At 64.0% G+C, this 24,457-nt stretch carries 19 protein-coding genes and 3 pseudogenes; 7 read left to right on the top strand and 15 right to left on the bottom strand.

Going from position 1 to position 24,457, the window contains the following annotated elements:
- Nucleotides 1–119: 119 nt before the first annotated feature.
- The 12 genes and pseudogenes from urtA to cbiE all read right to left on the bottom strand — a co-directional run bounded on the left by urtA (nt 120) and on the right by cbiE (nt 12,812).
- Complete coding sequence (gene urtA / locus AB5975_07160; GenBank protein XDR21623.1) at nt 120–1,385, bottom strand: urea ABC transporter substrate-binding protein; 1,266 nt, start codon at nt 1,383–1,385, stop codon at nt 120–122.
- A 188-nt stretch (nt 1,386–1,573) separates the two neighbouring features.
- Nucleotides 1,574–2,980 (bottom strand): D-serine/D-alanine/glycine transporter, encoded by a 1,407-nt coding sequence (gene cycA, locus AB5975_07155; protein ID XDR21622.1) that lies wholly within the window; start codon nt 2,978–2,980, stop codon nt 1,574–1,576.
- Between the two features lie 222 nt (nt 2,981–3,202).
- Nucleotides 3,203–4,570 carry a PepSY-associated TM helix domain-containing protein gene (locus tag AB5975_07150; protein ID XDR21621.1) on the bottom strand — a complete coding sequence of 456 codons (1,368 nt, stop codon included), beginning with the start codon at nt 4,568–4,570 and terminating at the stop codon, nt 3,203–3,205.
- 58 nt (nt 4,571–4,628) lie between these two features.
- Nucleotides 4,629–6,695, bottom strand: a complete 2,067-nt coding sequence (locus AB5975_07145) for a TonB-dependent copper receptor (protein ID XDR21620.1) — start codon at nt 6,693–6,695, stop codon at nt 4,629–4,631.
- A 66-nt stretch (nt 6,696–6,761) separates the two neighbouring features.
- Nucleotides 6,762–7,193, bottom strand: coding sequence for a DUF2946 domain-containing protein (locus tag AB5975_07140; GenBank protein XDR21619.1), 432 nt, complete (start codon nt 7,191–7,193; stop codon nt 6,762–6,764).
- A 22-nt stretch (nt 7,194–7,215) separates the two neighbouring features.
- Nucleotides 7,216–7,701 carry a copper chaperone PCu(A)C gene (locus AB5975_07135; GenBank protein ID XDR21618.1) on the bottom strand — a complete coding sequence of 162 codons (486 nt, stop codon included), beginning with the start codon at nt 7,699–7,701 and terminating at the stop codon, nt 7,216–7,218.
- A 47-nt stretch (nt 7,702–7,748) separates the two neighbouring features.
- On the bottom strand, nt 7,749–8,138 hold the full coding sequence (locus AB5975_07130) for a DUF2946 domain-containing protein (protein ID XDR21617.1): 390 nt from the start codon (nt 8,136–8,138) through the stop codon (nt 7,749–7,751).
- 217 nt (nt 8,139–8,355) lie between these two features.
- Entirely contained in the window at nt 8,356–9,210 is an 855-nt protein-coding gene (locus AB5975_07125) for an SPFH domain-containing protein (GenBank protein XDR21616.1), read from the bottom strand.
- A 27-nt stretch (nt 9,211–9,237) separates the two neighbouring features.
- A complete protein-coding gene (locus AB5975_07120; protein XDR21615.1) occupies nt 9,238–9,675 on the bottom strand; it encodes an NfeD family protein in 438 nt (145 codons plus the stop codon).
- A 123-nt stretch (nt 9,676–9,798) separates the two neighbouring features.
- Nucleotides 9,799–10,517, bottom strand: a pseudogene (locus tag AB5975_07115) (cobalt-precorrin-6A reductase).
- Nucleotides 10,514–11,608 (bottom strand): cobalt-precorrin-5B (C(1))-methyltransferase, encoded by a 1,095-nt coding sequence (locus AB5975_07110; GenBank protein ID XDR21614.1) that lies wholly within the window; start codon nt 11,606–11,608, stop codon nt 10,514–10,516. The pseudogene AB5975_07115 and the gene AB5975_07110 overlap by 4 nt, the downstream one beginning before the upstream one ends.
- Nucleotides 11,601–12,812, bottom strand: coding sequence for a precorrin-6y C5,15-methyltransferase (decarboxylating) subunit CbiE (gene cbiE, locus AB5975_07105; GenBank protein ID XDR21613.1), 1,212 nt, complete (start codon nt 12,810–12,812; stop codon nt 11,601–11,603). The genes AB5975_07110 and cbiE overlap by 8 nt, the downstream gene beginning before the upstream one ends.
- Before the next feature lie 145 nt (nt 12,813–12,957).
- Between cbiE and cobG the strand changes: the two genes are divergently transcribed.
- The 7 genes and pseudogenes from cobG (at nt 12,958) to AB5975_07070 (ending at nt 19,463) form a co-directional block, all read left to right on the top strand.
- A complete protein-coding gene (gene cobG, locus AB5975_07100) occupies nt 12,958–14,289 on the top strand; it encodes a precorrin-3B synthase (protein XDR21612.1) in 1,332 nt (443 codons plus the stop codon).
- Complete coding sequence (locus tag AB5975_07095; GenBank protein ID XDR21611.1) at nt 14,282–14,908, top strand: precorrin-8X methylmutase; 627 nt, start codon at nt 14,282–14,284, stop codon at nt 14,906–14,908. Before cobG ends, AB5975_07095 begins: the two co-directional genes overlap by 8 nt.
- Nucleotides 14,908–15,680, top strand: a pseudogene (locus tag AB5975_07090) (precorrin-2 C(20)-methyltransferase). The gene AB5975_07095 and the pseudogene AB5975_07090 overlap by 1 nt, the downstream one beginning before the upstream one ends.
- Nucleotides 15,625–17,321: pseudogene (gene cobJ / locus AB5975_07085) on the top strand (precorrin-3B C(17)-methyltransferase). The pseudogenes AB5975_07090 and cobJ overlap by 56 nt, the downstream one beginning before the upstream one ends.
- A gap of 93 nt (nt 17,322–17,414) precedes the next feature.
- Nucleotides 17,415–18,095, top strand: a complete 681-nt coding sequence (locus AB5975_07080) for a hypothetical protein (protein ID XDR21610.1) — start codon at nt 17,415–17,417, stop codon at nt 18,093–18,095.
- Nucleotides 18,096–18,154: 59 nt separating this feature from the next.
- Nucleotides 18,155–18,847, top strand: coding sequence for a hypothetical protein (locus AB5975_07075; protein XDR21609.1), 693 nt, complete (start codon nt 18,155–18,157; stop codon nt 18,845–18,847).
- Entirely contained in the window at nt 18,840–19,463 is a 624-nt protein-coding gene (locus AB5975_07070) for a hypothetical protein (protein XDR21608.1), read from the top strand. The genes AB5975_07075 and AB5975_07070 overlap by 8 nt, the downstream gene beginning before the upstream one ends.
- Here the strand turns inward: AB5975_07070 and AB5975_07065 are convergent.
- From AB5975_07065 to purD, 3 genes are all read right to left on the bottom strand, one after another.
- Complete coding sequence (locus AB5975_07065) at nt 19,460–20,056, bottom strand: MarC family protein (GenBank protein XDR21607.1); 597 nt, start codon at nt 20,054–20,056, stop codon at nt 19,460–19,462. The genes AB5975_07070 and AB5975_07065 overlap by 4 nt on opposite strands.
- 89 nt (nt 20,057–20,145) lie before the next feature.
- Nucleotides 20,146–22,917 carry a response regulator gene (locus tag AB5975_07060; GenBank protein XDR21606.1) on the bottom strand — a complete coding sequence of 924 codons (2,772 nt, stop codon included), beginning with the start codon at nt 22,915–22,917 and terminating at the stop codon, nt 20,146–20,148.
- A gap of 135 nt (nt 22,918–23,052) precedes the next feature.
- Nucleotides 23,053–24,348 carry a phosphoribosylamine--glycine ligase gene (purD, locus tag AB5975_07055; protein ID XDR21605.1) on the bottom strand — a complete coding sequence of 432 codons (1,296 nt, stop codon included), beginning with the start codon at nt 24,346–24,348 and terminating at the stop codon, nt 23,053–23,055.
- Between the last annotated feature and the right edge of the window lie 109 nt (nt 24,349–24,457).

The raw sequence follows: 24,457 nt of genomic DNA, 5'->3' as shown, positions 1-24,457 counted from the left end.
GCGGGTAATCCTGGAGATCGGCGGTGGATACATCGCGAGCCAGCTCGCTCCTACAGGGGAAGCACTTCATTTGTAGGAGCGAGCTGGCTCGCGATGGGGCCGCATGGCGGCCCCAGTGCTCAGTTACCTTTCACTGCATAGTCCGGGCGCTTGTCGTTGCCTGGGATGAACGGGCTCCATGGCTGCGCCCGCAGCGGCTGCTCGGTTTCCCACACCACGCTGAACTGCCCGTCATCCTGGATCTCGCCGATCATCACCGGCTTGTGCAGGTGGTGGTTGGTCTTGTCCATGGTCAGGGTGAAGCCCGAGGGCGCCTTGAAGCTCTGCCCGGCCAGCGCCTCACGCACCTTGTCGACGTCGGTGGACTTGGCTTTTTCCACTGCTTGCGCCCACATGTGGATGCCCACATAGGTGGCTTCCATCGGGTCGTTGGTTACGGCCTTGTCGGCACCCGGCAGGCCCTTGGCTTTGGCATAGGCCTTCCAGTCGGCGACGAACTTCTGGTTCACCGGGTTATCCACCGATTCGAAGTAGTTCCACGCCGCCAGGTGGCCCACCAGTGGCTTGGTGTCGATGCCGCGCAGCTCCTCTTCGCCCACCGAGAAGGCCACCACTGGCACGTCGGTAGCCTTCAGGCCCTGGTTGGCCAGCTCCTTGTAGAACGGCACGTTGGAGTCGCCGTTGACCGTGGAAATGACCGCCGTCTTGCCACCGGCGGAGAACTTCTTGATGTTGGCGACGATGGTCTGGTAATCGGCGTGGCCGAACGGCGTGTACACCTCTTCGATATCCTTGTCGGCCACACCCTTGCTATGCAGGAAGGCGCGCAGAATCTTGTTGGTGGTGCGCGGGTAGACGTAGTCGGTGCCCAGCAGGAAGAAGCGTTTGGCGCTACCGCCGTCCTCGCTCATCAAATATTCCACGGCCGGAATCGCCTGCTGGTTGGGCGCGGCGCCGGTGTAGAACACGTTCGGCGACATCTCTTCACCTTCGTACTGCACCGGGTAGAACAGCAGGCCGTTGAGCTCTTCGAACACCGGCAGCACTGACTTGCGCGACACCGAGGTCCAGCAGCCGAACACCACGGCGACCTTGTCCTGGGTCAGCAACTGACGGCTCTTTTCAGCGAACAGCGGCCAGTTGGAGGCTGGGTCGACCACTACCGGCTCGAGCATCTTGCCGTTCACGCCACCCTTGGCGTTGATCTCGTCGATGGTCATCAGCGCCATGTCCTTGAGCGAGGTCTCGGAAATGGCCATGGTCCCCGACAGCGAATGCAGGATGCCAACCTTGATGGTCTCGGCGGCCTGGATGCTCCAGCTCAGGCCCATCGCCGCAATCGATGCGCTGAGGGTAAAAGCCTTGATCAGACTGCGACGCTTCATGTGCTCTCTCCGCTGAGTTCTTTTAGGGTGTTGGGCAGCGGGGAGGGGCGTTGCAAGGGGTGTGCCTAGTGGCGAAACTGGCGTAATAGAAGGGTTGTGCGAGGTGATGGGGCGTTGGCGAGGTCCAGCTTGGTGCCTGGAATATTTGTGTGCACAGGATTGGGGCCGCATAGCGGCCCCCGAGGCCATCAGCCGTTACGCACAGCCGTGCGTGGATGGCGTCTGCTGCGCACGAACTGATACGTCACCGCCAGAATCATGAACCAGATCGGCGTCACTACCAGCGCCGAGCGGGTGTCGGCCTCCAGGCTCAGCAGCACCAGGATGCCGGCGAAGAACACCAGGCACACGTAGCACATGAAGCGCCCGCCGGGCATCTTGTACTTCGACGCCTGGTGCAGCGCTGCGCGGTTTTTGCGGTACTTCAGGTACGACAGCAGGATCAGCGTCCAGACGAACATGAACAGCACCGCCGACACCGTGGTCACCAGGGTGAACGCCTCGACCACGTCCGGTACCAGGTAGATCAGTACCGCGCCCAGCAGCAGGCAGGTGCAGGAGAAGTACAGGCCGTTGGCCGGTACCGAGCGGCTCGACAGCTTCTCGAAGGCCTTGGGCGCATCACCCTCCTGGCTCAGGCCGTAGAGCATGCGGCTGGTGGAGAACACGCCGCTGTTGGCCGACGAGGCCGCCGAGGTCAGTACCACGAAGTTGATGATGCTCGCCGCTGCCGGCAGGCCCGCCAGCACGAACAGTTCGACGAACGGGCTCTTGCCTGGCACCACGTCGCGCCATGGGGTCACGGCCATGATCGCGATCAGCGCCAGCACATAGAACACGATGATGCGGATCGGGATCGAGTTGATCGCCCGCGGCAGGGTGCGCTCCGGGTTCTTCGCTTCGGCGGCGGTGGTACCCACCAGCTCGATGCCGACGAAGGCGAACACCGCGATCTGGAAACCGGCGAAGAAGCCCATCAGGCCATGGGGGAACATGCCGCTGTCATTCCACAGGTTGGCCAGCTGTGCGGTGCGCCCGCTGGGCGAGGTGAAGCCGGTGATCACCATGTACAGGCCAGTCGCGACCAGGCCAAGGATGGCGACGATCTTGACCAGGGCGAACCAGAATTCCAGCTCGCCGAACATTTTCACCGTCACCAGGTTCAGCGACAGCAGCAGCCCGACGCAGGTCAGCGCCGGTATCCACTGTGGCAAGTCGGGAAACCAGAACTGTGTGTAGGCGGCGATGGCGACCACGTCGGCGATGCCGGTGACCACCCAGCAGAACCAGTAGGTCCAGCCGGTGAAATAGCCGGCCCAGGGGCCGAGCAGGTCGGCGGAGAAGTCGATGAACGACTTGTAGTTCAGGTTCGACAGCAGCAGTTCGCCCATGGCGCGCATGACGAAGAACAGCATGAAGCCGATGATCATGTAGACGAAGATGATCGACGGCCCGGCCAGGCTGATGGTTTTGCCCGAGCCCATGAACAGGCCGGTACCGATCGCGCCGCCGATGGCGATCAGCTGGATGTGGCGGTTGGTCAGGTTGCGCTGCAGATGCTGTTCATCTGGCGTTGAGTGTGAGGTTTGCGTCATAGGCTGCATTCCCTTGTAAGGTCGGTCTTCTTGTCTGAGGTAGCCGGCTAGGCTAACACGCGCGTTCCAGTTCAGGGCGCGACAGATCGACTCTACTTTTGGGTGGCAGCTGTGGGCTGCTGTGCAGCCCTTTCGCGACACAAGGCCGCTCCTACAATGATCGCGCATTCCTGTAGGAGCGGCCTTGTGTCGCGAAAGGGGCGCAAAGCGCCCCCGGCAATCTCAAGCCTGAACCAGCATCCGACGGCGCCTTACCACCAGGCTATCGACAACCCACATCACCACCATCGATACCCCCACCAGCGGGAACATCACCCCCAGCACCAGCATTACCCCCACCGCCGTCTTCCAGCGCGGCAGGTCATGACGCAGCGGCGGCACGCCCAGCCCACCGGCTGGCCGGCGCTTCCACCACATCACCAGGCCGCTCACCGAGCCCAGCAGAATCATCAGGCACACCAGCAGTATGACGACCTGGTTGAACGCCCCGAACATCTTGCCTTCATGCAGCATCACGCCCATCTCGGTGGCGCGGGCGACCGGGCTGTAGTCCTGCCAGCGCACATCGGCCAGAACCTTGGCGGTGTATTGATCGACATGCAAGGTAGCGTCGTTGCGCGGGTCGTCGGCGAACACGGCAATGGTGAACACCCCGTCGGCAGTGGTGGGCAGGGTGATGCTGTAGCCCGGCTCGACCTGGCGCGAAGTGGCGATGTCCTCGACCTGCTGCACGCTCACCTGAGGCGCTGCGGGCATGTCTGACATCATGGAGTGGCCGGCGTGTTCGGCGTGTGCGCCAGACTGCGGCATTGGCGTGTTTTCCATCGCCCAGGGCACGGTTTGGCGGTGTGCGTTGTTCAGCTCACCCGCCTGTTGGTCCGACTTGGGCACGTCGTTCCACATGGCGGCCGGGAAGCGGTTCCACAAATCGGCATACTGCTTGCCCCACAGGCCGGTCCAGGTCATGCCGCTGACCAGCATCAGCAACAACAGGGCCGAACCCCAGAAGCCAGTTACCGCATGCAGGTCGCGCCAGAACAAGCGGCCGCGCGCACTGAACCGGGGCCACAGCACGCCAGCGCCATTGCGTCCGCGTGGCCACCACAGGTACAGGCCCGACACCACCAGCACGATGCCCCAGCCGGCGGCCAGTTCCACCAGGCGGTCGCCGAGCGTGCCGACCATCAGTTCACCATGCAGCGCACGGGCGATGGCCTGCAGGTTCTGCTTGCCGTCCTGCTCACCGAGGACCTTGCCGTTGTAGGGGTCGACGAAAACGTTCAGTTCGCGCCCGCCGTCATGCACCACGAACTGTGCACTGCGCTCGGCGCTCAGTGGCGGCAGGTACTGGCCGACATGGCCCTTGGGGTAAGCCTGGCGTACTTCGGCCAGCATCATGTCCGCGCCCTGCCGGTGGTGGCCGGCTTCGACCACCATCAAGTCGCGGTACAGCAGCGGGTCGAGCTGCGGCTTGAACAGGTAGATGATCCCGGTGATCGCCAACAGGATCATGAACGGGGCCACGAACAGCCCCGCATAGAAGTGCCAACGCCAGGCCAGGTTATAGAAATTGCTGCGTGTTCCTCTCATGGGAACCTCCTGTTTGACCAGCTGATGGGCGCAACCGAAGCTGCGCCCGTTGTTGTTGTCAGAAGCTGAAATCGACCTTGGTCCAGAAGGTCCTGCCTGGCTCGTTGACCGGCTGAGGATCGGTAGCCGGGTAGCCGAACCCGGCGTTCCCGGCCAGGTTCAAGTGCTCGGCGTAGGTTTTGTCGAACAGGTTGTCGACCCCTGCGCTGAGCTTGAGGTTGTTGTTCACCTTGTAGGCGCCGTTGAGCGAGAACACGCCGAAGCCGGCGCTCTTGTCGTAGTCCTTGCCGACCACGTTGCCTTGGTTCTCGGCAATGCGGTTTTGCGCCGCCACCAGCCGCCACAGTGCGCCGACGCTCCACACATCGCGGCTGTAGGTCAAGCCCAGACGGCTTTCCAGTGGTGGCATTTGGGGTAGCGCTTTGCCATCACTGCTGTTCTTGCCCCAAGCGTAGGCCAGCGTGGCGTCGGCCTTCCAGTTTTCGGTCAGCAGGTAGGCCGCGCCCAGTTCGCCGCCCATGATGCGGGCGTCGATGTTCTGTGCCCGGGAAGTGCTCATGCCCATCATGCCGGTGCGGTAGTCGAACAGGATGTAGTCGCGGATCTGCCCGACATAGCCCGACGCCCAGGCCTCCAGGCGTTCGGTGCGGTACTGGATGCCGAAGTCGAGTTGGGTGGTCTTCTCTGGCTTGATGCCGTCGAAGGCGTTGGCCGCCCCAGGCGGTGCCAGCTTGGGCGAGAACAGCTCCCAGTAGTCAGGGAAGCGCTGGGCATGGCCGAGGCCAATGTAAGTGGTGGCCGGGAGGGCTGCCAGGTCGTGCTCGTAGCGGATAAAACCGCTGGGCAGGGTGTCGGCGCGGGTATCGCCTTCGGTGGCGCTGCCTTTACGGAAGTCACGGGCTGAGGCGCGGTCCAGGCGGGCGCCGGTAATCAGCCGGTCTTCACCGCTGACATACCAGGTCAGTTCGCTGAAAGCGCCGTAGTTGTGGAAGTCGGCGTCCTTGGTCCAGGCCTGGCCCTTGTGTGCGTCCACACCCATGCCGCCACGCTGGCGATGTTCGTTGGTTTGCGCGTCGATGCCGCTGATCAGCTGCACATCGGCCCAGCGCCAGGTGGCTTTGATGCGTGCGCCCAGGGTGCGCCGGTCGACGTTGCTGACCATCGGCATGCCCATCATGCCGCTGCCCGACGGGGTACGCAGGCTGTAGTTGTCCATCACATGGTCGGCGTAGTTGTAGTAGACCTGCGCCTCGACCTTGTCGAGCACTTCGCCGAGGTTGGACTTTTCAAAGCGCAGGCCCAGGCTTTCGCGCTTGAACTGCGAGCCGTCCATGCCACGCCCGGCGTAGCGGGCCTCGCCATCGCCCTTGCCGGCCGTGAGTTCCAGCAAGGTGTCCTGGTCGGGAGTCCAGCCTAGGGCGACATCGCCGTTCCACTTTTCCCAGCGCGATGGCACGGTGTCGTCGTTGCCGTCGTGGTAATCGTCCGAGCGTGACTGGTTGCCGACAAAGCGGGCATAGGCCTGGCTGTTACCGGCAGCGGCATCCAGCACCTTGTCGAAACGGCCGTTGGAGCCGGCCAGCAGGCTGGCGTTGACCCGGCTGCCGAGGGTGCCGAACTTCTCCGGTTCGCGCTCGAAAAGGATGGTACCTGCCGAGCCGCCCGGGCCCCAGATCACGCTTTGCGGGCCTTTGATGACGGTCAGGCGGTCGTAGGTTTCCGGCGAGATGTAGGACGTGGGTGCGTCCATGCGATTGGGGCAGGCACCGAGCATCAGGCCGCCATTGGTGAGGATGTTCAGGCGCGAGCCGAACATGCCGCGCAATACCGGGTCACCGTTGGTGCCACCGGCACGGATCGCCGAGAAGCCGGGGATGGTCTTCAGGTAGTCGGCGCCGTCGCTGGCCGGCACTGGCTGGCGCGGGTCTTTCGGGTTGGTGACCACGGTCAGTGGCGAGCTTGGGGCCACGGCGGTGATCACCGTCGGGCTCAGCTCGGGTGCGTCGTGCGCATGGCCTTCATGGCCAGGGTCGGCGGCCAGGGCCACGGGCGCGAGCAGCGAGCCGCACACGGCGGCGAGAGTCCCACGCAGGGACAAGGCAAAAACAGGGGTGCAGCCGGACATAATGATTCCAGTCGATCAGTCATGAGTTAGCGCGAAGCCTCCTGGCTCCGTGCGCAAAATGTGGGTTCAGACGCTGATCGAGGAAGGCGGGGCGCGGCTGCGCGCACCGGGGAATACAGCCTGCCGGGCATGGCCTTGGTGCGTTGGCGCAAGCAGATGGCTGGTGGGGATTACGCTGCCGGCACTGAGCGGGCTGAGGGCCTGGGGCAGGGCCGGGCAATTGAACAACAGGCTGCAGTAACCGCACTTTTCCCACATCACGTGCAGTTGGCCATCGCCGCCATGGCCGTGATGGCTGTCGCCGCCATGCTGATGGGCAGCCGCCATCGGCATGTCCATTGGCATGCTCATGCCGGCGTGGTGGTCCATCGGCATCGACTGGGAAATCAGCGGGCCGATGAAGATCATCCACATGGCGAACAGGCTCAGCCATCCGCCACCGGCGCGCCTGCGGTCAGGGCGGGTGGTACGGCTGATGCTGTTGCGCGGCAGGCTCATGGCGAGTGCCTGTCAGCAGGTGTCAGTGCGCGTGTTCGTGGGCTTGCGGCTGGTCCGCTGGCGCCTGCTTCTGCACAGCCACTTCGACGGTGATGTCGCCGGCCTTTTCGAAATGCAGGGTCAACGGGAAGCGTTTGCCATCCGTGAGCAGGCTGCGGTCCTTGGGCTGCATCAGCATCACATGGTAGGCGCTGGGGGCGAAGGTCAGGTCCTTGCCGGCAGGCACCACCACGCTGGGCACCTGTTGCATCTTCATGGCGCCGCTGGCGCTCATGGCATGTTCGTGCAGTTGCGCGTCATCGCTGATGGGGCTGTCGACACTGAGCAGGCGGTCGTCGGCCTGGCCATTGTTGTGCACCACGAAATACGCGGCGACGTTGGGCGCGTTGGGTGGCAGCTGCAGCGACCAGGGGTGGGCAATGTGCAGGTCACCCACGCTGTATTCGTGGGCATTGGCAAAGGCGCCAGGCAGCAGCAGGGCGGCCATGACGAGGGCGTGCTTGAGCATGGTGAATCTCCGTTTCTGTTCAGGTTCAGGCAGACAGCGTGATGAACTCAGGCCAGCGGAGAGGCACGGGGGTTTAGCGCAGGCCAGAGTTGGCGCGGCGTGGGTTGGTACTTGGCAGGCGGCGGCAACAGGCCGGCGAGCAGTGTCGGCGGGTTGTGCAACTGTGGCGGGTAGCCGGGCAGGGCCAGCAGCGGCGCGGCGCCAGAGCAGCACCAGCAATTCATCATGCTGGCGCTGTCGTCGCTTTGCGGGCCGAGGTCGATCTTGGCCAGGGCCTGGACATCGACGTTGGCCTTGTTGGCCATGCTGGAACAGAAAGCCCCCCACAGCAGCTGTTCGGCCGGGCCCTTGGGCGCAGCAGAGGACAGCGGCATGGCCAGCAGGTTGAACAGCACTGCAAGGCAGGCTATCCAGGCAATGTGCCGACGTGGGGGCATGGAGAGATCCGGTCAGGAATCGTGGTGGGTATTGTAAGGCGGAGTATAGGTAAAAATGACGGGGTGCGGTGAAGTGACGCAGGTGGTCGGGTAACGGGGCTGCTGCGCAGCCCATCGCGACACAAGGCCGCTCCCACAAGGACCGCGTACCGTTGGGCAGCGGTCCCTGTAGGAGCGGCCTTGTGTCGCGATGGGGCGCAAAGCGCCCCCGACAATCTCAAGCCTTGTTACGGCCCATCAACCCGCGCACGGTCTCTTGCAGGTCCGCCGGCAACACCACCACCTTGGCATTGTTGCTGCCCGCCAGGTTCTCCATGGCCCCGATATAGCGCTCGCCCAGCAGGTACATGGCCGGCACGGTCTCGTTGCCCACCGCTTCCTTGACCAGCGAAATCGCCCGCGCCGAGGCCTCGGCCAGGCTGATCTGCGCCTCTGCATCCAGCCTGGCTGCCTGCAGGCGTGCTTCGGCTTCAAGGATCGCTGCCTGCTTGGCACCTTCGGCGCGGGTTACATCGGCCTTGCGCTCACGCTCGGCGGCGGCCTGGCGTTCCATGGCCAGTTGCATGTTTTCCGAAGGCTTGATGTCCTGGATTTCCACCGAACGCACGGTAACGCCCCAGTCTTCGGTCTGCTCGGACATTGCCTCGCGCAGGCGGGCCTTGATCTGCTCGCGGCTGGACAACGCTTCGTCCAGGTCCATGGCGCCGACGATGGCGCGCAGCGAGGTCATCGTCAGGCTGGTGACAGCGAACGAGAAATTCTGCACGCCATACGAGGCTTTCTGCGGGTCGACCACCTTGGCGAAGCACAGGGCGTTGGCGACGATTACGGCGTTGTCCCTGGTGATGATTTCCTGCTGTTGCACATCGAGGATGATGTCCTTGGTCGGCAGGCGGTAGGCGACCACGTCCATGTACGGGATGAGAATGTTCAGGCCCGGTTTGAGCGTGCTGTGATAGCGGCCCAGGCGCTCGACGATCCATTCCTCGCCTTGGGGCACGATGCGCACCCCTTTGAACACGGTGATCAGGACGAACAGGGCGATGGCGCCGACGACGATGAGGCTGGTCATGGTGCTTTAATTCCTTTTTTTGCGGATTCAGGCCCGGACGACGCGGGCGGTGTTCCCCTCGATGGCGGTCAGGCGCACCCGTTCGCCGGCCGGGATTTCGCTGTCAGCGATGCAGGTCCATTCTTCGTTGCCGAGAATCGGCTTCTGGAAACGCACACGGCCTTTGTGGAACTCCGACACCCCAGCGGTCAGCAGGCCCACTTCGCCGATCACGCTGTCGGCGGTCCAGCGCACATCTGGCTGCTTGCGTCGGAACAGCTTGAACCAGAGCGCCGTGGTGACTGATGACAGCAGTACCCACAGCAGCACCTGCATGTCCAGTTGCAGGCTGGGAGCAGCGAGCGAGATCAGCGAGACCAACACGGCACCGATGCCGAACCAGAGGATGAAGAACGTCGGCAGGACCAGTTCGAGCAGGATCAGCGCGATGCCGAAGACCAGCCAGATCCACCATTGCATTTCCATATGGGTGAAACCTTGCGGGGGAGGGGTGTTGAGTTTAAGGGAGGACAGTGATGCAGCGCCATTTGACAAGTTGCCAGAAAGATCCGAAATGGTTGTAGGACCGCCGCCGTACGTAGTTTGAGATTACAGGTCGAGCGCTGCAGCCAGGTCTGAGGGTGATTCGAAAGCGCGGTCCACATCCGGTAAAGCTGGCCGCTTCAGTACCAACACCGGTACGCCCAGCTCCCGTGCTACCTCCAGCTTTGGTTCGGTCGCCACGCTGCCGCTGTTCTTGCTGATCAGCACATCGATGCTGCGACGCTGGAACAATGCCCGTTCATCCTCGATATGGAACGGCCCGCGTGCACCGATCACTTCGCAGCGCTCATTGCCTGGGCAGGCTTCCAGCGCTCGCAACGTCCAGAACTGCTCCGGCGGAATCTCGTCCAGGTGTTGCAACGGCTCGCGGCCTAGCGTGAACAGAGGCCTGCGGAACGGCTTGAGTGCCTCTCTCAGCCCCGCCCAGTCCTCGACCTCACGCCAGTCGTCCCCGCTTGCGCTTGCCAGGCCGGGCGGCGCAAGGCCCAGCACGTGACGCCGGCGCTACGCGCAGCGCTGGCAGCATTGCGGCTGATCTGTGCAGCGTAGGGGTGGGTGGCATCGACCAGTAGGGTGATACACGCCTCGCGCAGGTAGTTGGCCAAGCCCTCGGCGCCGCCAAAGCCGCCGACCCGTACCTGGCATTGCAGGTCCTGCGGTACGCGGCCGATACCGGCCAGGCTGTAGACATGCTGCGGGCCGAGGCGACGAGCGATGGCCAGGGCTTCAGTGACACCGCCCAGCAGCAGGATGCGCGCAGTCATTGCACACCTGCCCGGCCAACGATACCGCCTTGGCGGTCGATGGCGAACACTTCCACTTGCACCTGCGCCGGCACCACGCTGCGGGCGAACGCCAGGGCGTGGGCGCATACCGCGTCCCCGAGGGCAATGCCGGCCGCATGCGCCAGCGCGAGCGCTTGCTGGCTAGTGTTGGCGCCGATGATGGCGGCCTGCAGCGCTGCGTCAGCACCAATGTCTGCGGCCCAGCCCGCCAGTTGCGGCAGATCGATGCTGGAATGGCGGCTGTGCAGGTCCATGTGCCCGGCGGCCAGTTTGCTGATCTTGCCAAAACCACCACACAGGGTCAGGCGCGGCACCGGCACCTTGCGCAGGTGCTTGAGCACCGCGCCGACAAAGTCGCCCATTTCGATCAGGGCGATTTCCGGCAGGCCGTAGACCCGGCGCATGGTGTCTTCGCTGGCGTTGCCAGTGCAGGCGGCGATATGCGTGTAGCCGTTGGTGTGGGCCACGTCGATACCTTGGTGGATCGAGGCGATATAGGCCGCACAGGAGAACGGCCGCACGATGCCGCTGGTGCCGAGGATCGACAGCCCGCCGAGGATGCCCAGGCGCGGGTTCATGGTCTTGAGTGCCAGCTGTTCGCCGCCCTGCACGTTGACCGTGACCTCGAAGCCGCCGAAGTAGCCGCATTCGTCGGCCAGGCGTTGCAGGTGCTCGCTGATCATGCGGCGCGGCACCGGGTTGATGGCCGGCTCACCCACCGCAAGCACCAGCCCCGGCCGGGTCACGGTGCCGACACCGCTGCCGGCGACAAAGCGGATGCTTGGCTCGTCCAGCAAGCGCACCTGGCTGTAGAGCAGGGCGCCGTGGGTCACGTCCGGGTCGTCGCCAGCGTCCTTGAGTGTGCCGGCTTCGGCGCTTTCGCCGGCTAATCGGCAGAACTCCAGGCGCATCTGCACCACCTTGCCCTTGGGCAAGGTAATGCTGACGGCATCGCTGGTTTCGCCGCTCAGCAGCAAGCGAGCGGCCGCCAGGCTGGTGGCGGTGGCGCAGCTGCCGGTGGTCAGGCCGCTGCGCAGGGGCGCGGGCTGTTCGCGGGTCTCTTCACGCATCGGCGGGCTTCACCACATCCAGCAGGGTGATCGGCAGCGCCTGGCGCCAGGTGTCGAACGCACCCAAGGGCTGGGCGTGGGCGACATGGATGCGGGTCAGCTCACCACCGTGCTGCTCGCGAAAAGACGCCAGGGCCAGTTCGCTTTGCAGGGTTACCGCGTTGGCTACCAGCCGGCCACCGGGGCGCAGGCTGGCCCAGCACAGGTCAAGCACACCCTCGCGGGTGACGCCGCCGCCGATGAAGATCGCATCCGGGCGTTCCAGGCCTTGCAGTGCCGCTGGGACCTTGCCGCGCACCAGCTGCAGGCCGGGTACACCCAATGCATCGCGGTTATGTTCGATGAAGCCTTGGCGGCCTTCGTCGGCCTCGATGGCCAGCGCGCGGCAGGCCGGGTGGGCGCGCATCCATTCGATGCCGATCGAGCCGCAGCCCGCGCCCACGTCCCACAGCAGTTCACCGGGCTGCGGCGCCAGGCGCGCCAGGGTGATGGCGCGGACATCGCGTTTGGTCAGTTGGCCGTCATGCCGGAAGGCGCTGTCCGGCAGCCCGGCCAGCCGGTGCAGACGCGGCGCTTCGGGCGTGGCCAGGCATTCGATGGCCACCAGGTTGAGCGCTGCGATATCGGCGTGTGGCCAGTCTTGGGCGGTGCCGGCCAACACACGTTCGTGCGGGCCTCCCAGGTGTTCGAACACACGCAGGCGGCTTGGCCCGTAGCCACGCTCGCGCAGCAGCGTGGCAATGGCCGCCGGGCTGTCGCCGTCGTTGCTCAGCACCAGCAAACGTACGCCGCTGTGCAGGTGAGCATTGAGCGCCGCCAGGGGGCGGGCTACCAGAGACACCACCTGCACATCCTGCAGCGGCCAGCCCAGGCGGGCGGCGGCCAGTGCGCAGGAGGTGGGCATCGACAGTACGCGCATTTCATCGGCGGGTACCTGGCGTGCAAGGCTGGCACCGACGCCGTAGAACATCGGGTCGCCGCTGGCCAGTACGCACACGGGCTCGCCACGCAGGGCCAGCACCGGGGCCAGCGAAAACGGGCTTGGCCAGCCCAGCCGCTCGCCGGGCACGCAGCGCGGTAGCAGGGCCAGCTGGCGTGGGCTGCCGAAGATCTGCGCAGCGCCCAACAGCGCACGCCGGGCCTGTTTGCCCAGGCCACTGAAGCCGTCTTCGCCGATGCCTACTACTGTCAGCCAGGGTGCCATGTGTACCTCTTCAATATGTTGGAGCTGCATGGCAGCCCCAACATTTCAGCTAAAACTCGAACGGTGCTCGACCACCGGCTTTTCATGCCGCCGGACAAAGCAGGCATAATACCGCGCCTTCTACACTCAAGCGCATTTTCACAGATTGCCGGATACCCCTTTGACGCAGGCCCATGCCCCCAACGTTTCGTCTCGCCCCTCGGCCTGCCCGGGGTTGTGGCGCATCGTCAGTGCCCGTGATGGCGGCATCTGCCGCATCAAGCTGCCTGGCGGCCTGCTGCTGGCCGAGCAGGCCGAAGCGGTAGCGGCGGCAGCTGAGCGTTTTGCCGGTGGTGTGATCGAGGCCACCAACCGTGGCAACCTGCAGATCCGCGGCATTGGCAGCGAGCATCGTGCTTTGGTCGAGACCCTGCTCGCAGCCGGCCTGGGCCCGCGCGAGGCGGCCGGTGACGATGTGCGCAACCTGATGCTCAGCCCGCTGGCCGGGCATGACCCGGCAATGCTGCTGGACGCGCGGCCGCTGGCCGGGCAGATCCTCGACCTGCTGGAAGGCACCCCGCGCTTTCACCAGTTGTCGGCCAAGTTCGCCGTGCAACTGGATGCTGGCGAACGCCTGGCCATGCTTGAGCACCCCCATGACTTGTGGCTATCGCCCCTACGCCTGCTGCAGCAGACCTGGCTGGCGTTTGGTTTGGCGGGCTGCCCGGCGGACGGCAAAGTGCTCGGCGCGGTGCCGCTGGCGCAGGGCCTGGCGCTGGTGCGCGCAGTGCTGGAACGCTTCCTCGACCTGGCAACCCCGACGCAGTCGCGCATGCGCCAGTTGCTTGAAGTGCACTCGGCAACTGATTTCGTCGACGGGCTGGGCCTGGATATCCGCCGTGATGCCGCCGTGCTCGGATGGCGCCGTGAAGAGCACCGCGCCTCGTGGTTGGGCACGCTGCCCCAGACGCACGGTGTTGCCCTTGGCGTGGCCCCGCCGCAAGGCCGCCTGACCCCCGCCATGCTGCGTGGTGCCGCGCGCATTGCCCGCGAACTGGGCGATGGCAGCCTGCGTCTGAGCCCCTGGCAAAGCCTGGTGCTGACCAACCTGCAAGCACAACACATCGACCAAGCCCAAGCCGAACTGTCTGCGCTGGGTTTGCTGTGCCATGACCACGAACCCCTGGCGCGCATCAGCGCCTGCACCGGTGCCAGCGGCTGCGCCAAGGCCCTTGGCGAGACCAAGGCCGACGCCGTTGCCTTGGCCGCGCTGCTGGGCCCTGGCGTGCCCGCCAGCGTGCACCTGTCCGGTTGCCCTCGTTCCTGCGCCGTGGCCCATGTTGCCCCGGCCACGCTGCTGGCCCGTTCGCCGGGCCGTTACGACCTGTACCTGCGTGATGCGCGCCAGCCGGGCTTCGGTGCCCTGCGCGCCACCGACCTTACCTTGAATGAAGCAGGCGCCATGCTCGACCTGCCGACGGAGCACCTTGATGATTGACTACATCCGCGATGGTCAGGAGATCTATCGCAATTCCTTTCGGATCATCCGAGAGGAAGCCAAGCTTGAGCGGATCCCCGCCGACCTGGAAAAGCTCGCCGTGCGCGTGATCCACGCCTGCGGCATGGTCGACGCCATCGATGGCCTGCAGTTTTCCGAAGGTGCCGGACGGGCCGGGCGAGAGGCGCTGCTCAACGGCGCGCCGATCCTGTGCGATGCGCACATGGTGGCCGAAGGCATTACCCGGGCCCGGCTGCCAGCAGACAACAAAGTCATTTGCACCCTGCGCGACCCCAGCGTGCCGGGCTTGGCCAAAGACGCCGGCAACACCCGTTCCGCCGTGGCCCTGGAGCTGTGGCGGCCGTACCTGGAAGGCAGCGTGGTGGTGATCGGCAACGCCCCCACCGCCCTGTTCTACCTATTGGAAATGCTCGATGCTGGCGCACCCAAGCCTGCGCTGATCCTCGGCTTTCCGGTCGGTTTCGTCGGTGCTGCCGAGTCCAAGGCCATGCTCGCCGCTGACAGCCGCGGCGTGCCGTTCGTGATCATGCAAGGCCGCCTGGGCGGTAGCGCGATGGCTGCCGCCGCGGTCAACGCCCTGGCCACGGAGGTGGAATGATGCTGCCGCGTGGACGACTGCTGGGCCTGGGCGTGGGCCCTGGCGACCCGGAACTGATTACCCTCAAGGCCTTGCGCCTGCTGCGCGAGGCGCCGGTGGTCGGTTACTTCGTGGCCAAGGGCAAGCGTGGTAACGCTTTTGGGATCATCGAAGCACACCTGCAGCCCGAGCAGACCCTGCTGCCGCTGGTCTACCCGGTAACCACCGAAGCCCTGCCGGCGCCGCTGTCCTATGAGCAGGTGATCAGCGACTTCTACGACGAAGCCAGCGTGCAAGTGGCCGAGCACCTGGATGCCGGCCGCGACGTGGCGGTGATCTGCGAAGGTGACCCGTTCTTCTACGGCTCCTACATGTACCTGCATGACCGCCTGGCGCAGCGCTATGAGGCCGAAGTGATCCCCGGTGTCTGCTCGATGCTTGGTGGTGCTTCGGTACTGGGCGCGCCGCTGGTGTACCGCAACCAGAGCCTGTCGGTATTGTCTGGTGTGTTGCCCGCCGAAGAGCTCAAGCGCCGCCTGGCCGATGCCGATGCAGCGGTGATCATGAAGCTTGGCGCAATTTCCCCAAGGTGCGCGAAGTGCTGGCCGAACTGGGCCTGGACGGGCGTGCGCTGTATGTGGAGCGGGCGACCATGGCCAACCAGAAGATCGTGCCGCTGGACCAGGTCGACCCGCAGTCGTCGCCGTACTTCTCGCTGATCATCGTGCCGGGGAAAAATGGCAGGGTTGAACATGCACAAGGCACCGGCAATCGTCATCCTTGGCCCGGGTAGCCTGGCCACCGCGCAGCGAATCCAGCAGTGCTACCCACAGGCCACAATCCATGGCCTGCAGGGGCGTGTCGAGGGGCAGACCAGTCGTACACCGCGTTCGGCGATACCCTGCGCGGGCTGTACCAGCAGGACATGCCGATCATTGCCCTGTGTGCTGCCGGTATCGTCATTCGCAGCCTGGCCAGCGTGCTTAGCGAGAAGGGCAGCGAGCCGCCGGTACTGGCCGTGGCCGAGGATGGCAGCGCGGTAGTGCCGTTGCTCGGTGGCCTCGGTGGGGTCAACCTGATGGCGCGCGAAATCGCAGAAGCGCTGGGCGTTGCCGCCGCCATTACCACCAGTGGTGAGCTGCGCTTCGGCACTTGCCTGTTGAACCCGCCGCAAGGTTACGCACTGGCGGACATCGAGCAAGGCAAGCGTTTCGTTTCCGATTTGCTGGCAGGTGAGTCGGTGCGCATCGAGGGTGACGCCCCGTGGTTGCAGCAGGTGCAGTTGCCCGCCAGCGAAGCGGCGCAGCGCACCATCCATGTGGGGCATCAGGTGCGCCCGGCCAACCGCGACGAACTGCTGATCCACCCGCGCTCGGTGGTCGTGGGTGTTGCCGGTGGCAACCTGCACAGCATGCGTGCGGCATTGCAGCAGGCCGGCATCGCCGAGCCATCGGTAGCCTGCGTGCTGGCGGACGAGCGCGCCATGGCCGACAGTGCCTTGCACGAGGCTGCGCAGACCTTGGGTGTCGCCTTGCGCTTTGCCAGCAACCCAGGCGACGTGGCCAGCATGGTTGCTGCGGCATTGCCCAATGCCGAGTTGATAACGCATGGGGATGTAGTCATCGCGGTGGCGCCTGCGCCGGTCGATGTAGCACAAATCGGCCGCCGTCGCGGTCGTCTGGCGGTTATCGGCCTTGGTCCAGGTGCGGCGCAATTGATGGTGCCGGCGGTCAAGGCCGAACTGGCACAGGCTGAGGATGTGCTCGGCTACGAAACCTACGTGCGCATGGCCGGGCCGTTCCGTGATGACCAGATCCTGCACTGCACCGACAACCGTGAAGAGATGCAGCGCGCCCGGCATGCCTTCGAGCTGGCGGCCCAGGGCCGTTCGGTGGTGGTGGTTTCGTCGGGTGACCCGGGCGTGTTCGCCATGGCCGCTGCGGTGCTTGAAGCGTTGCATGAGTCCAGCGATCCCGCCTGGCACCGCGTGGACCTTGAGATTCTGCCAGGGGTGTCGGCCTCGCTGGCAACCGCCGCCCAGGCGGGAGCACCGCTGGGGCATGACTTCTGCGTGATGTCGCTGTCGGACAACCTCAAGCCCTGGTCGATCATCGAAAAGCGCCTGGACCTGGCGGCTCAGGCCGACCTGGTGCTGGCGTTCTACAACCCGATCTCCAAAGCCAGGCCGCACCAGCTAGGGGTGGCGCTGGAGGTGGTGCGTCGGCACCGCGACGGGAGCACGCCTGTAGTCCTTGGGCGTGACATCGGTAGGCCGGGGCAGACGCTGAAGGTAGTCACCTTGGCCGAGCTGCAGCCAGAAATGGTCGATATGCGCACCATGGTGTTGGTCGGCTCCTCTACAACCTGCGTATTCCCTCGTCTGTCGGGCGGGGTATGGGCCTACACCCCGCGTTGGTACCCCACCACCAACTAGTTGCGTCGGAAACTCTTCAGCGCGCTGAATCGCCAGCGGGCTGGATAAGGTGATTGCCCCTGACTCAAGGGGCAACCATCAAGGAGTTTCTACATGTCCGATGAAACACAAGTCACCACCAACAACACCGCCATCCTGGTCGAAGGCAACCTGCTGGCCTGCGGCGCAGGTATGTCTGCGAAAAGCCGTCACGACGTCAAGAACGCCTTCCACTTCGCCACATTAGTGGCCGACAAAGCGTTCGATGCCGAAAAGCAGAGCCGGGAGTGGTACGACAAATTCATCGATGTGATGCGTGATCTTGGCTTTACCATCCCTCGACGCACCTTCGAGCTGGAAACGTCGGCGGAGCTGTCTGTCACCGTAGGCGCCGTTGCCGTCCGGGCGATCGGTGTTGCTGGCAACGCACTGCTGGGGGGCACCAAGCTGGGTGCTCTGGCCAAGATGGCCTTCGATAAAATGACCACCGTCGAAAACGACGCCAAGGTGCTCGACCACAAACGCAAGAACAAATCCAGGGGCATGGTTGGCCTGGCTGCCTGCATCGAAACAGAGAGCAACGATGTGGTCATGGTCGTGAGCTGCATCCAGGCATCTGCCCCGACACTGGACGATGACGTGCTGGGCATCCAGTGGAAGCTGGACAAGACCCACTACTACGCCGGCACCGCGGTGCTCACGCTCAACAACTTCGTGTACGACAAAGTTCGCGAAACCGTGGAAAACAAACTCGGCGTGCGCAGCGTCGAGAGCGTACTCCAATACGACATCTGATAGCGCGGCGGCGTTGCACCAACGCCGCCTTGTTCGCTTGTTTGCAATGAGACAAGACTATGAATAGTTCAGTTGAACAGCTGATGTTGATTGGTGGGACGGCATTGCTGTATTCCACAGGCGCCACCGAGGAGCAACGCCAAGCTGCGTTCGATTCGATACTTTATGCGCAGTTGCTGGCCAACAAGAATGCCGGGCCACGCTTCAACGACTACGAGCGTTGGTACTCCGCCTACAGGGATGCATACCGCCAACTTGGCTGGATCAAACTGGCCACTACCCACGACCTCAAGCACTTGGGGCAGCCCTTGCGCACCGCGCCGGTGCAGCCACTTGAGGCATGGCTGAGAATGCGCTCTATCCGTCACGAGGCCGTGCTGGCAGCGGTGAAAACGGGTTTGAGCCGATCACTGGAAGGTTTTGGCCACTTGCTGAAGTACAGCACGCAGGAGCAGACGCAGGGGGCGAAGCTTGTGATCGAGCTGGGCGTGCTCAAGGCAGGGCCGGTGCTGGATCTGTGCAGCATCTCGATGCAGGTCGGCAAGTCGATTTCGAATATCCCGCTGGGCACTTGGCTGAGTGAACAGGTGCTTCAAGGAGAGGCAGAGTTCAACGGCGTTTCCCTGGCATTGGATAACATTCGGTTTCAACCCCAGCGCGATGAACTGCAGGCGTTGATGAAAACCAAGGATGCACAAGGCGCTTACCGGTTTGACCCTTATGCGCCGATAACGGGAGCACATCATGAGTGACGCCACGTCTGCCGTGATCGGCGCGGGCATCGTTTCGTTCTTGCCAGGTATTCCGGCCGCTTTGCAAAACAAGGTGAAACTGGCCCTGGCAATGGCCGAACGTGCTACCGAGACGGCGTTTCGAGAAGGGTTGATCGAGGACTGGTTTGCCTACTACCGCAACCAGCTCAAATATATGGGCTGGGATGCAGTGTCTGCCGAGCAGGTTCATTGGCCGGATGGACAGCGCGCCCGTCAGGCCGACCAGGTGCTGGAAACCATTGCGGCAACGGCTGGCGAGCACTTTGCCTCGGCGATCGGCATTTCCATGCGCAAGCTGTTGGCCAACCCGTCGGTGCTGCAGTCGCTTGAGCGGTGCGCCTACGAACGCCAGCATTTCCAGCTGCTGCCTTGCGCTCCGGCCGGTGCCAACCGGGTGGACATGGTGCTTTACCATGAAGCGGATGTGCGTTCGGCCTTCCGTGCAGGCTTCATCAGCCATAGGCGCAGCCATCGGAATGTGCGTGCGGAGTTGATACGTTTCAACATGCTGGCGTTCGAGCACAGCTTTTTGCCAAAAGTGCAGGAACGTGTCGTTCAGGTCTCTTTGCAACGCATTCTGGATTACGCCCTTTAGGGCACCAGGTAGCCCTTGATGCCGGTAAAGATGATTTGCGCAGCCAAGGCGCAGACGAACAACCCCATCAGCCGGCTGACGATCTGCAGCCCTTGGTCGCCAAGGATGCGTTCGATGCCGTGTGACAAGTACAGCACCAGGCCGACGGTAAAGCTGGCCAGCGCGATGCTGACGATGGCCAGCAATTTGTCATCCCAATGCGGCTGGCCCACGCCCATGACCAGCAGGGCGCCGATGGTGCCAGGGCCGACAGTCAGTGGAATGGTCAGCGGCACGATGGTCACATCCTGCTGCACGTTGTCGGCCTGCACCGCCGGCTTGCCCTGGGCCATACCCAAGGCAGAAATGAACAGCACGCTACCGGCCCCGATGCGGAAGGCGTCGGCGGTGATGCCGAAAATGCCGAAGATCACCCGCCCGAACAGGTACAGCAGCACGCTGGCGACCAAGGCTGCGAAGGCGACCTTCCAGGCCAGTTGCTTGCGCTCCTTGCTGGAGTGGCCGCGGGTCAGGCTGATGAAGCACGACAGCACGAAGAACGGGCTGTAGAGCACGAGCATTTTCAGGTAGACGCTGAACAACTCATGGAGCATGAGCACTATTCCTTGGGCAATCTGAAGCTTGCGCTCCCACAGGGGCCGTATCGGGCTTTCGAATACTGTTCTCTGTGCGACAGCGTAGCCTAGGAAGTATGCGCCGGGTCTGCCTTGGCTTCGCGCTGGTTGGCCCAATACTGGATCAGTTCGCGTAACTGCGACAATTCCACCGGTTTGGCCATGTGGCCGTCCATGCCCGCCAGCCGCGCGCGTTCCTTGTGCTCGGCAAGAATGTGCGCGGTCAGCGCCACCACCGGTGTGCGTTGGCGCTGGTTGGCCGTTTCCCAGGCCCGCAGCTGCTGGGTGGCCGAGAAGCCGTCCAGCACCGGCATTTCGCAGTCCATCAACACCAGGTCATAGTGCTGCGCTTTCATCGCCTGCAAGGCTTCTTCGCCATTGCAGGCAGTGTCGGGTTCAAGGTTGAGTTTGCCGAGCATACCGCGGATAACCTTGGTGGAAATGCTGTTGTCTTCGGCGACCAGCACGCGGAAGTCGCCAGGCAGGTCCAGCGCCTGCGGGATGCCAGGCAGGCTGGCAGGCACTGCCTGCTCGCGGCCGCGCTGGGCCAGTTCCTCGGCCAGGGTGGTCTTCAGCGTGTAGCCGGCCACTGGTTTGGCAAGGATCCGCTTGACCCCAGCGTTGCGCGCGATGACCTTGCTCGGCGCATTGCTGATGCCGGTGAGCATCACCACCAGGATGTCGTGGTTCAGGCTTGGGTCTTCCTTGATCTTGGCGGCCAGTTGCATGCCGGTCATGCCGGGCATGTTCTGGTCCAGCAGTACGGCGTCGAAGTAGTCGCGCAGGTGCGCCTTGGTGCGCAGCAGGGCCAGGGCTTCCTTGCCAGACGGCACCGCGCTGACGTTCATGCCCCAGGCGCTGCACTGCTGGACCAGTACCTTGCGGCAGGTGTCGTTGTCGTCCACCACCAGCACGCGGGCATCGCGCAGCGGGCTGTCGAGGTCGGCGGGCGGCTGTTCCAGGCGCGAAGGGTCCAGCGGCAAGGTCAGCCACAGGGTGTTGCCCATGCCAGTGCTGCTCTTGATGCCGAACTCGCCCTGCATCAGGCCGATCAGTTGCTTGGCGATGACCAGGCCCAGATGCCCGCCCAGCTTGTTGCTGGACAGGAAGTGGTGGCTGTGCAGTTCGGCTTGCAGCAAAGCGTCGCGGTCGGCGGCGGGCAGCGGCTCGCCGCTGTCCTGCACGGCAATGCGCAGGCGTGGCAGCTCGCCGCGTTGATCCAGTGCCACCACCAGCAGAATTTCACCCTGGTCGGTGTTTTTCAGGGCGTTTTCCAGCAGGCTCGACAAGGCCTGGCGCAGCCGCGTCGGGTCACCGCTGATGACCCGTGGTACTTGCGGCTGGGTGAAGCTGATCAGTTCGATGTTTTGTTGCTCGGCCTTGGCGCGGAAGATGTTCAGGCAATCCTCGATCAGCGCGTTGAGATCGAACTGCACGTCATCCAGCTCGATCTGCCGGGATTCCAGTTTGGAAATATCGAGAATTTCGTTGATCAGCGTGAGCAACTCGTTGCCGGCGCTGTGGATGGTCTGCACGTAGTCGCGCTGCTTGACCGACAGCGGTGTGCCCAGCAACAGCTCGGTCATGCCCAGCACACCGTTCATGGGGGTGCGGATTTCGTGGCTGATCTTAGCCAGGAACTCGGCCTTGGCATTGATTTCGGCGTCGCTGGCGGCCAGCGCGCGGCTGGCGCTGAAACGCTCCTCGCTCATGCGCCGCAGGCGTTCACTGACGGCCAGGTTGAGCAGCAGGCCGCTGACCACGGTCAGGCCCAGCAGGATACACAACAGCCAGGGCGTCGAGGTGCGGGTCAGGCCCAGCAGGGCTGGCAGCAGCACCAGGCCACCGAGGTTGAACACCACCATGGCCAGGCTGAACAGGCGACCGGGTGCATAGCCTTTGTACCAGTGATAGCTGCTGACCAGCAGCATGCTCACACTGCCCAGCGCCATCAGGGCGTAGGTCATCAGGTTGAGGGGCAGCGTATCGACGAACAGCAACACCAGGCCGCTGACCCCGACAATCAACATTTCACCCTGCAGCAAGCGGTTAAGCCGTGGCGAGTTGCATGGCGAGAAGAAATGCTGGGTGAAATACAGCCCGGACAGGCCAGCCAGGACCAGCGTCAGGTAGGCAGCAGGCGTTTGTGCACTGTGCCACACATGCCACCAGGGGCCGCTGAGGTTCAGCAGGATCAGGCCGCTGAGCAGCATAAGGCCGTGGTACAGCGCCAGGATCAGGGTGGTGCTGGAGCGGCTGTAAAGGAAGCGGATCAGGTTGTGCATGATCAGCATCACCAGGCCGCCGAACAGCATGCCGAACAGCAGCGGCTGGCGTTGGTCCGACGCGGCCTCGGCCGCCGGCTCCAGGCTGATGGCCGGGCGCAGCTGGTGCTCGGAAACCAGGCGCAGGTAGATGTCCAGCGGCTGCTTGCTGTTGGGCAGGGGCAGTACATGGTCGCTGCCGCGCAGGGTAGGGCTGGCATTGCCTGCCTGCCGCCCGTGGTGCAGCTGACGCAGAAGTTGGTCGCCTTCCAGGGCGTAGAGGTCCAGGCCAGACAGGTCTGGGGCGAATACCCGCAGCAGTTGTTCCTGGTCGCCTGGTTGCAGGCGATAGTGCAGCCACAGGGCCTGTTCTGCTGGGGCAGCATCCAGCTCGGCGAGGACCAGGGGGCTGAACTGGTTGCGGTAGCGCTCGGAGCGCACATCGCTCAGTTGCAGGTTGGCCTGTTCGTCAAGCAGTACGGTCCAGCCTCCGTCATGTTCGGCCGCAGCCGGAAACATGAAGAGCAGGGTCAGCAAGCTGACGATCAGAGCTGAGGCAATCCGAAGCCGACGCACTACGAAATCCCTTCTTAGCCGATGTGCCGGGTACTAACTATGCGCGGCGCGCCAAGTCGAAGGCAAGGCCCATGCCGGGCCCTGTCGACGAGCCGGATGCCACAGCCTGAAAGTGCTGCGGCATTCCGGTGTTTCTTACTGCTGGTGCTCACCGCGCTCGCGGGCGATGGCCCGATAGCCGATGTCGGTACGGTAGAAACTGCCGTTCCAGCTGACTTCCTTGGCCAGGCGATAAGCCTGCTGCTGCGCGTCGGCGACAGTACTGCCCATGGCGGTGGCACACAGCACGCGCCCACCGTTGGTGGTCACCTGGCCATCCTTGAGCGCGGTACCGGCATGGAACACCTTGCCTTCGATCTTTGCGGCAGCGTCCAGACCGTTGATCACGTCGCCCTTGGCATAGTCGCCTGGGTAACCGCCAGCGGCCAGGACCACGCCCAGGCTCGGGCGCGGGTCCCACTGTGCTTCGACCTTGTCCAGCGCTTTGGCGAAGGCAGCTTCGATCAACAACACCAGGCTCGACTCCAGGCGCAGCATGACTGGCTGGGTCTCTGGGTCGCCGAAGCGGCAGTTGAACTCGATGACCTTGGGGTTGCCCGCTTTGTCGATCATCAGGCCGGCATAGAGGAAGCCAGTGTAGACGTTGCCTTCCTCGGCCATGCCGCGCACGGTTGGCCAGATCACCTGGTCCATCACGCGCTGGTGCACGTCGGCAGTAACCACCGGGGCAGGGGAGTAGGCACCCATGCCGCCGGTGTTCGGGCCGGTGTCCTGGTCGCCGACGCGCTTGTGGTCCTGGCTGGTGGCCATGGGCAGCACGTTGTGGCCGTCGACCATGACGATGAAGCTGGCTTCCTCGCCGTCGAGGAACTCTTCGATCACCACACGCGAACCGGCTTCACCGAAGGCGTTGCCAGCCAGCATGTCACGCACGGCGGCTTCGGCTTCGTCCAGGGTCATGGCGACGATCACGCCCTTGCCCGCGGCCAGGCCGTCGGCCTTGATCACGATCGGCGCGCCTTTTTCCTGCAGGTAGGCCAGGGCCGGTTCGATTTCGGTGAAGTTCTGGTAGTCGGCGGTCGGGATCTTGTGACGCGCCAGGAAGTCCTTGGTAAAGGCCTTGGAACCTTCCAGCTGGGCCGCGCCCTTGGTTGGGCCGAAGCAGTCCAGGCCACGGCTGCGGAACAGGTCGACCACACCGATGACCAGTGGTGCTTCCGGGCCGACGATGGTCAGGTCGACGTTTTTCTCGGCGAAGTCGGCCAGTTGCTCCAGGGCGCAGACGTCGATGGCGACGTTCTCGCACTTGGCTTCAATGGCGGTGCCGGCGTTGCCAGGGGCAACGAAGACTTTTTCGACGCGTGGGTCCTGGGCGACTTTCCAGGCCAGGGCGTGCTCACGGCCGCCGCTACCGATGATCAAAACTTTCATGTCAAAACCTCGAATTCTGTTTGGCGCCGATCCCGCTTTCTGTAGGAGCGGCCTTGTGTCGCGAAAGGGGCGCGTAGCGGCCCCTGGGTTTCAGCTTCGCAGCAGAACT

It is taken from the genome of Pseudomonas putida, from assembly GCA_041071465.1.
Classification (GTDB): Bacteria; Pseudomonadota; Gammaproteobacteria; order Pseudomonadales; family Pseudomonadaceae; genus Aquipseudomonas; species Aquipseudomonas putida_P.
The sequence above is the reverse complement of the archived record's forward strand: the minus strand, read 5'-3'. Positions and strand labels throughout refer to the sequence as shown.

What these genes read in the sequence shown, in the direction of transcription:
- purD (XDR21605.1), bottom strand. Translation starts at nt 24,348, where the DNA reads ATGAAAGTTTTGATCATCGGTAGCGGCGGCCGTGAGCACGCCCTGGCC.
- AB5975_07075 (XDR21609.1), top strand. Translation starts at nt 18,155, where the DNA reads ATGAATAGTTCAGTTGAACAGCTGATGTTGATTGGTGGGACGGCATTG.
- AB5975_07140 (XDR21619.1), bottom strand. Translation starts at nt 7,193, where the DNA reads ATGAGCCTGCCGCGCAACAGCATCAGCCGTACCACCCGCCCTGACCGC.
- cycA (XDR21622.1), bottom strand. Translation starts at nt 2,980, where the DNA reads ATGACGCAAACCTCACACTCAACGCCAGATGAACAGCATCTGCAGCGC.
- AB5975_07110 (XDR21614.1), bottom strand. Translation starts at nt 11,608, where the DNA reads ATGCGTGAAGAGACCCGCGAACAGCCCGCGCCCCTGCGCAGCGGCCTG.
- AB5975_07150 (XDR21621.1), bottom strand. Translation starts at nt 4,570, where the DNA reads ATGAGAGGAACACGCAGCAATTTCTATAACCTGGCCTGGCGTTGGCAC.
- AB5975_07120 (XDR21615.1), bottom strand. Translation starts at nt 9,675, where the DNA reads ATGGAAATGCAATGGTGGATCTGGCTGGTCTTCGGCATCGCGCTGATC.
- urtA (XDR21623.1), bottom strand. Translation starts at nt 1,385, where the DNA reads ATGAAGCGTCGCAGTCTGATCAAGGCTTTTACCCTCAGCGCATCGATT.
- AB5975_07095 (XDR21611.1), top strand. Translation starts at nt 14,282, where the DNA reads ATGATTGACTACATCCGCGATGGTCAGGAGATCTATCGCAATTCCTTT.
- AB5975_07080 (XDR21610.1), top strand. Translation starts at nt 17,415, where the DNA reads ATGTCCGATGAAACACAAGTCACCACCAACAACACCGCCATCCTGGTC.
- AB5975_07135 (XDR21618.1), bottom strand. Translation starts at nt 7,701, where the DNA reads ATGCTCAAGCACGCCCTCGTCATGGCCGCCCTGCTGCTGCCTGGCGCC.
- AB5975_07065 (XDR21607.1), bottom strand. Translation starts at nt 20,056, where the DNA reads ATGCTCCATGAGTTGTTCAGCGTCTACCTGAAAATGCTCGTGCTCTAC.
- AB5975_07070 (XDR21608.1), top strand. Translation starts at nt 18,840, where the DNA reads ATGAGTGACGCCACGTCTGCCGTGATCGGCGCGGGCATCGTTTCGTTC.
- AB5975_07145 (XDR21620.1), bottom strand. Translation starts at nt 6,695, where the DNA reads ATGTCCGGCTGCACCCCTGTTTTTGCCTTGTCCCTGCGTGGGACTCTC.
- AB5975_07130 (XDR21617.1), bottom strand. Translation starts at nt 8,138, where the DNA reads ATGCCCCCACGTCGGCACATTGCCTGGATAGCCTGCCTTGCAGTGCTG.
- AB5975_07125 (XDR21616.1), bottom strand. Translation starts at nt 9,210, where the DNA reads ATGACCAGCCTCATCGTCGTCGGCGCCATCGCCCTGTTCGTCCTGATC.
- cbiE (XDR21613.1), bottom strand. Translation starts at nt 12,812, where the DNA reads ATGGCACCCTGGCTGACAGTAGTAGGCATCGGCGAAGACGGCTTCAGT.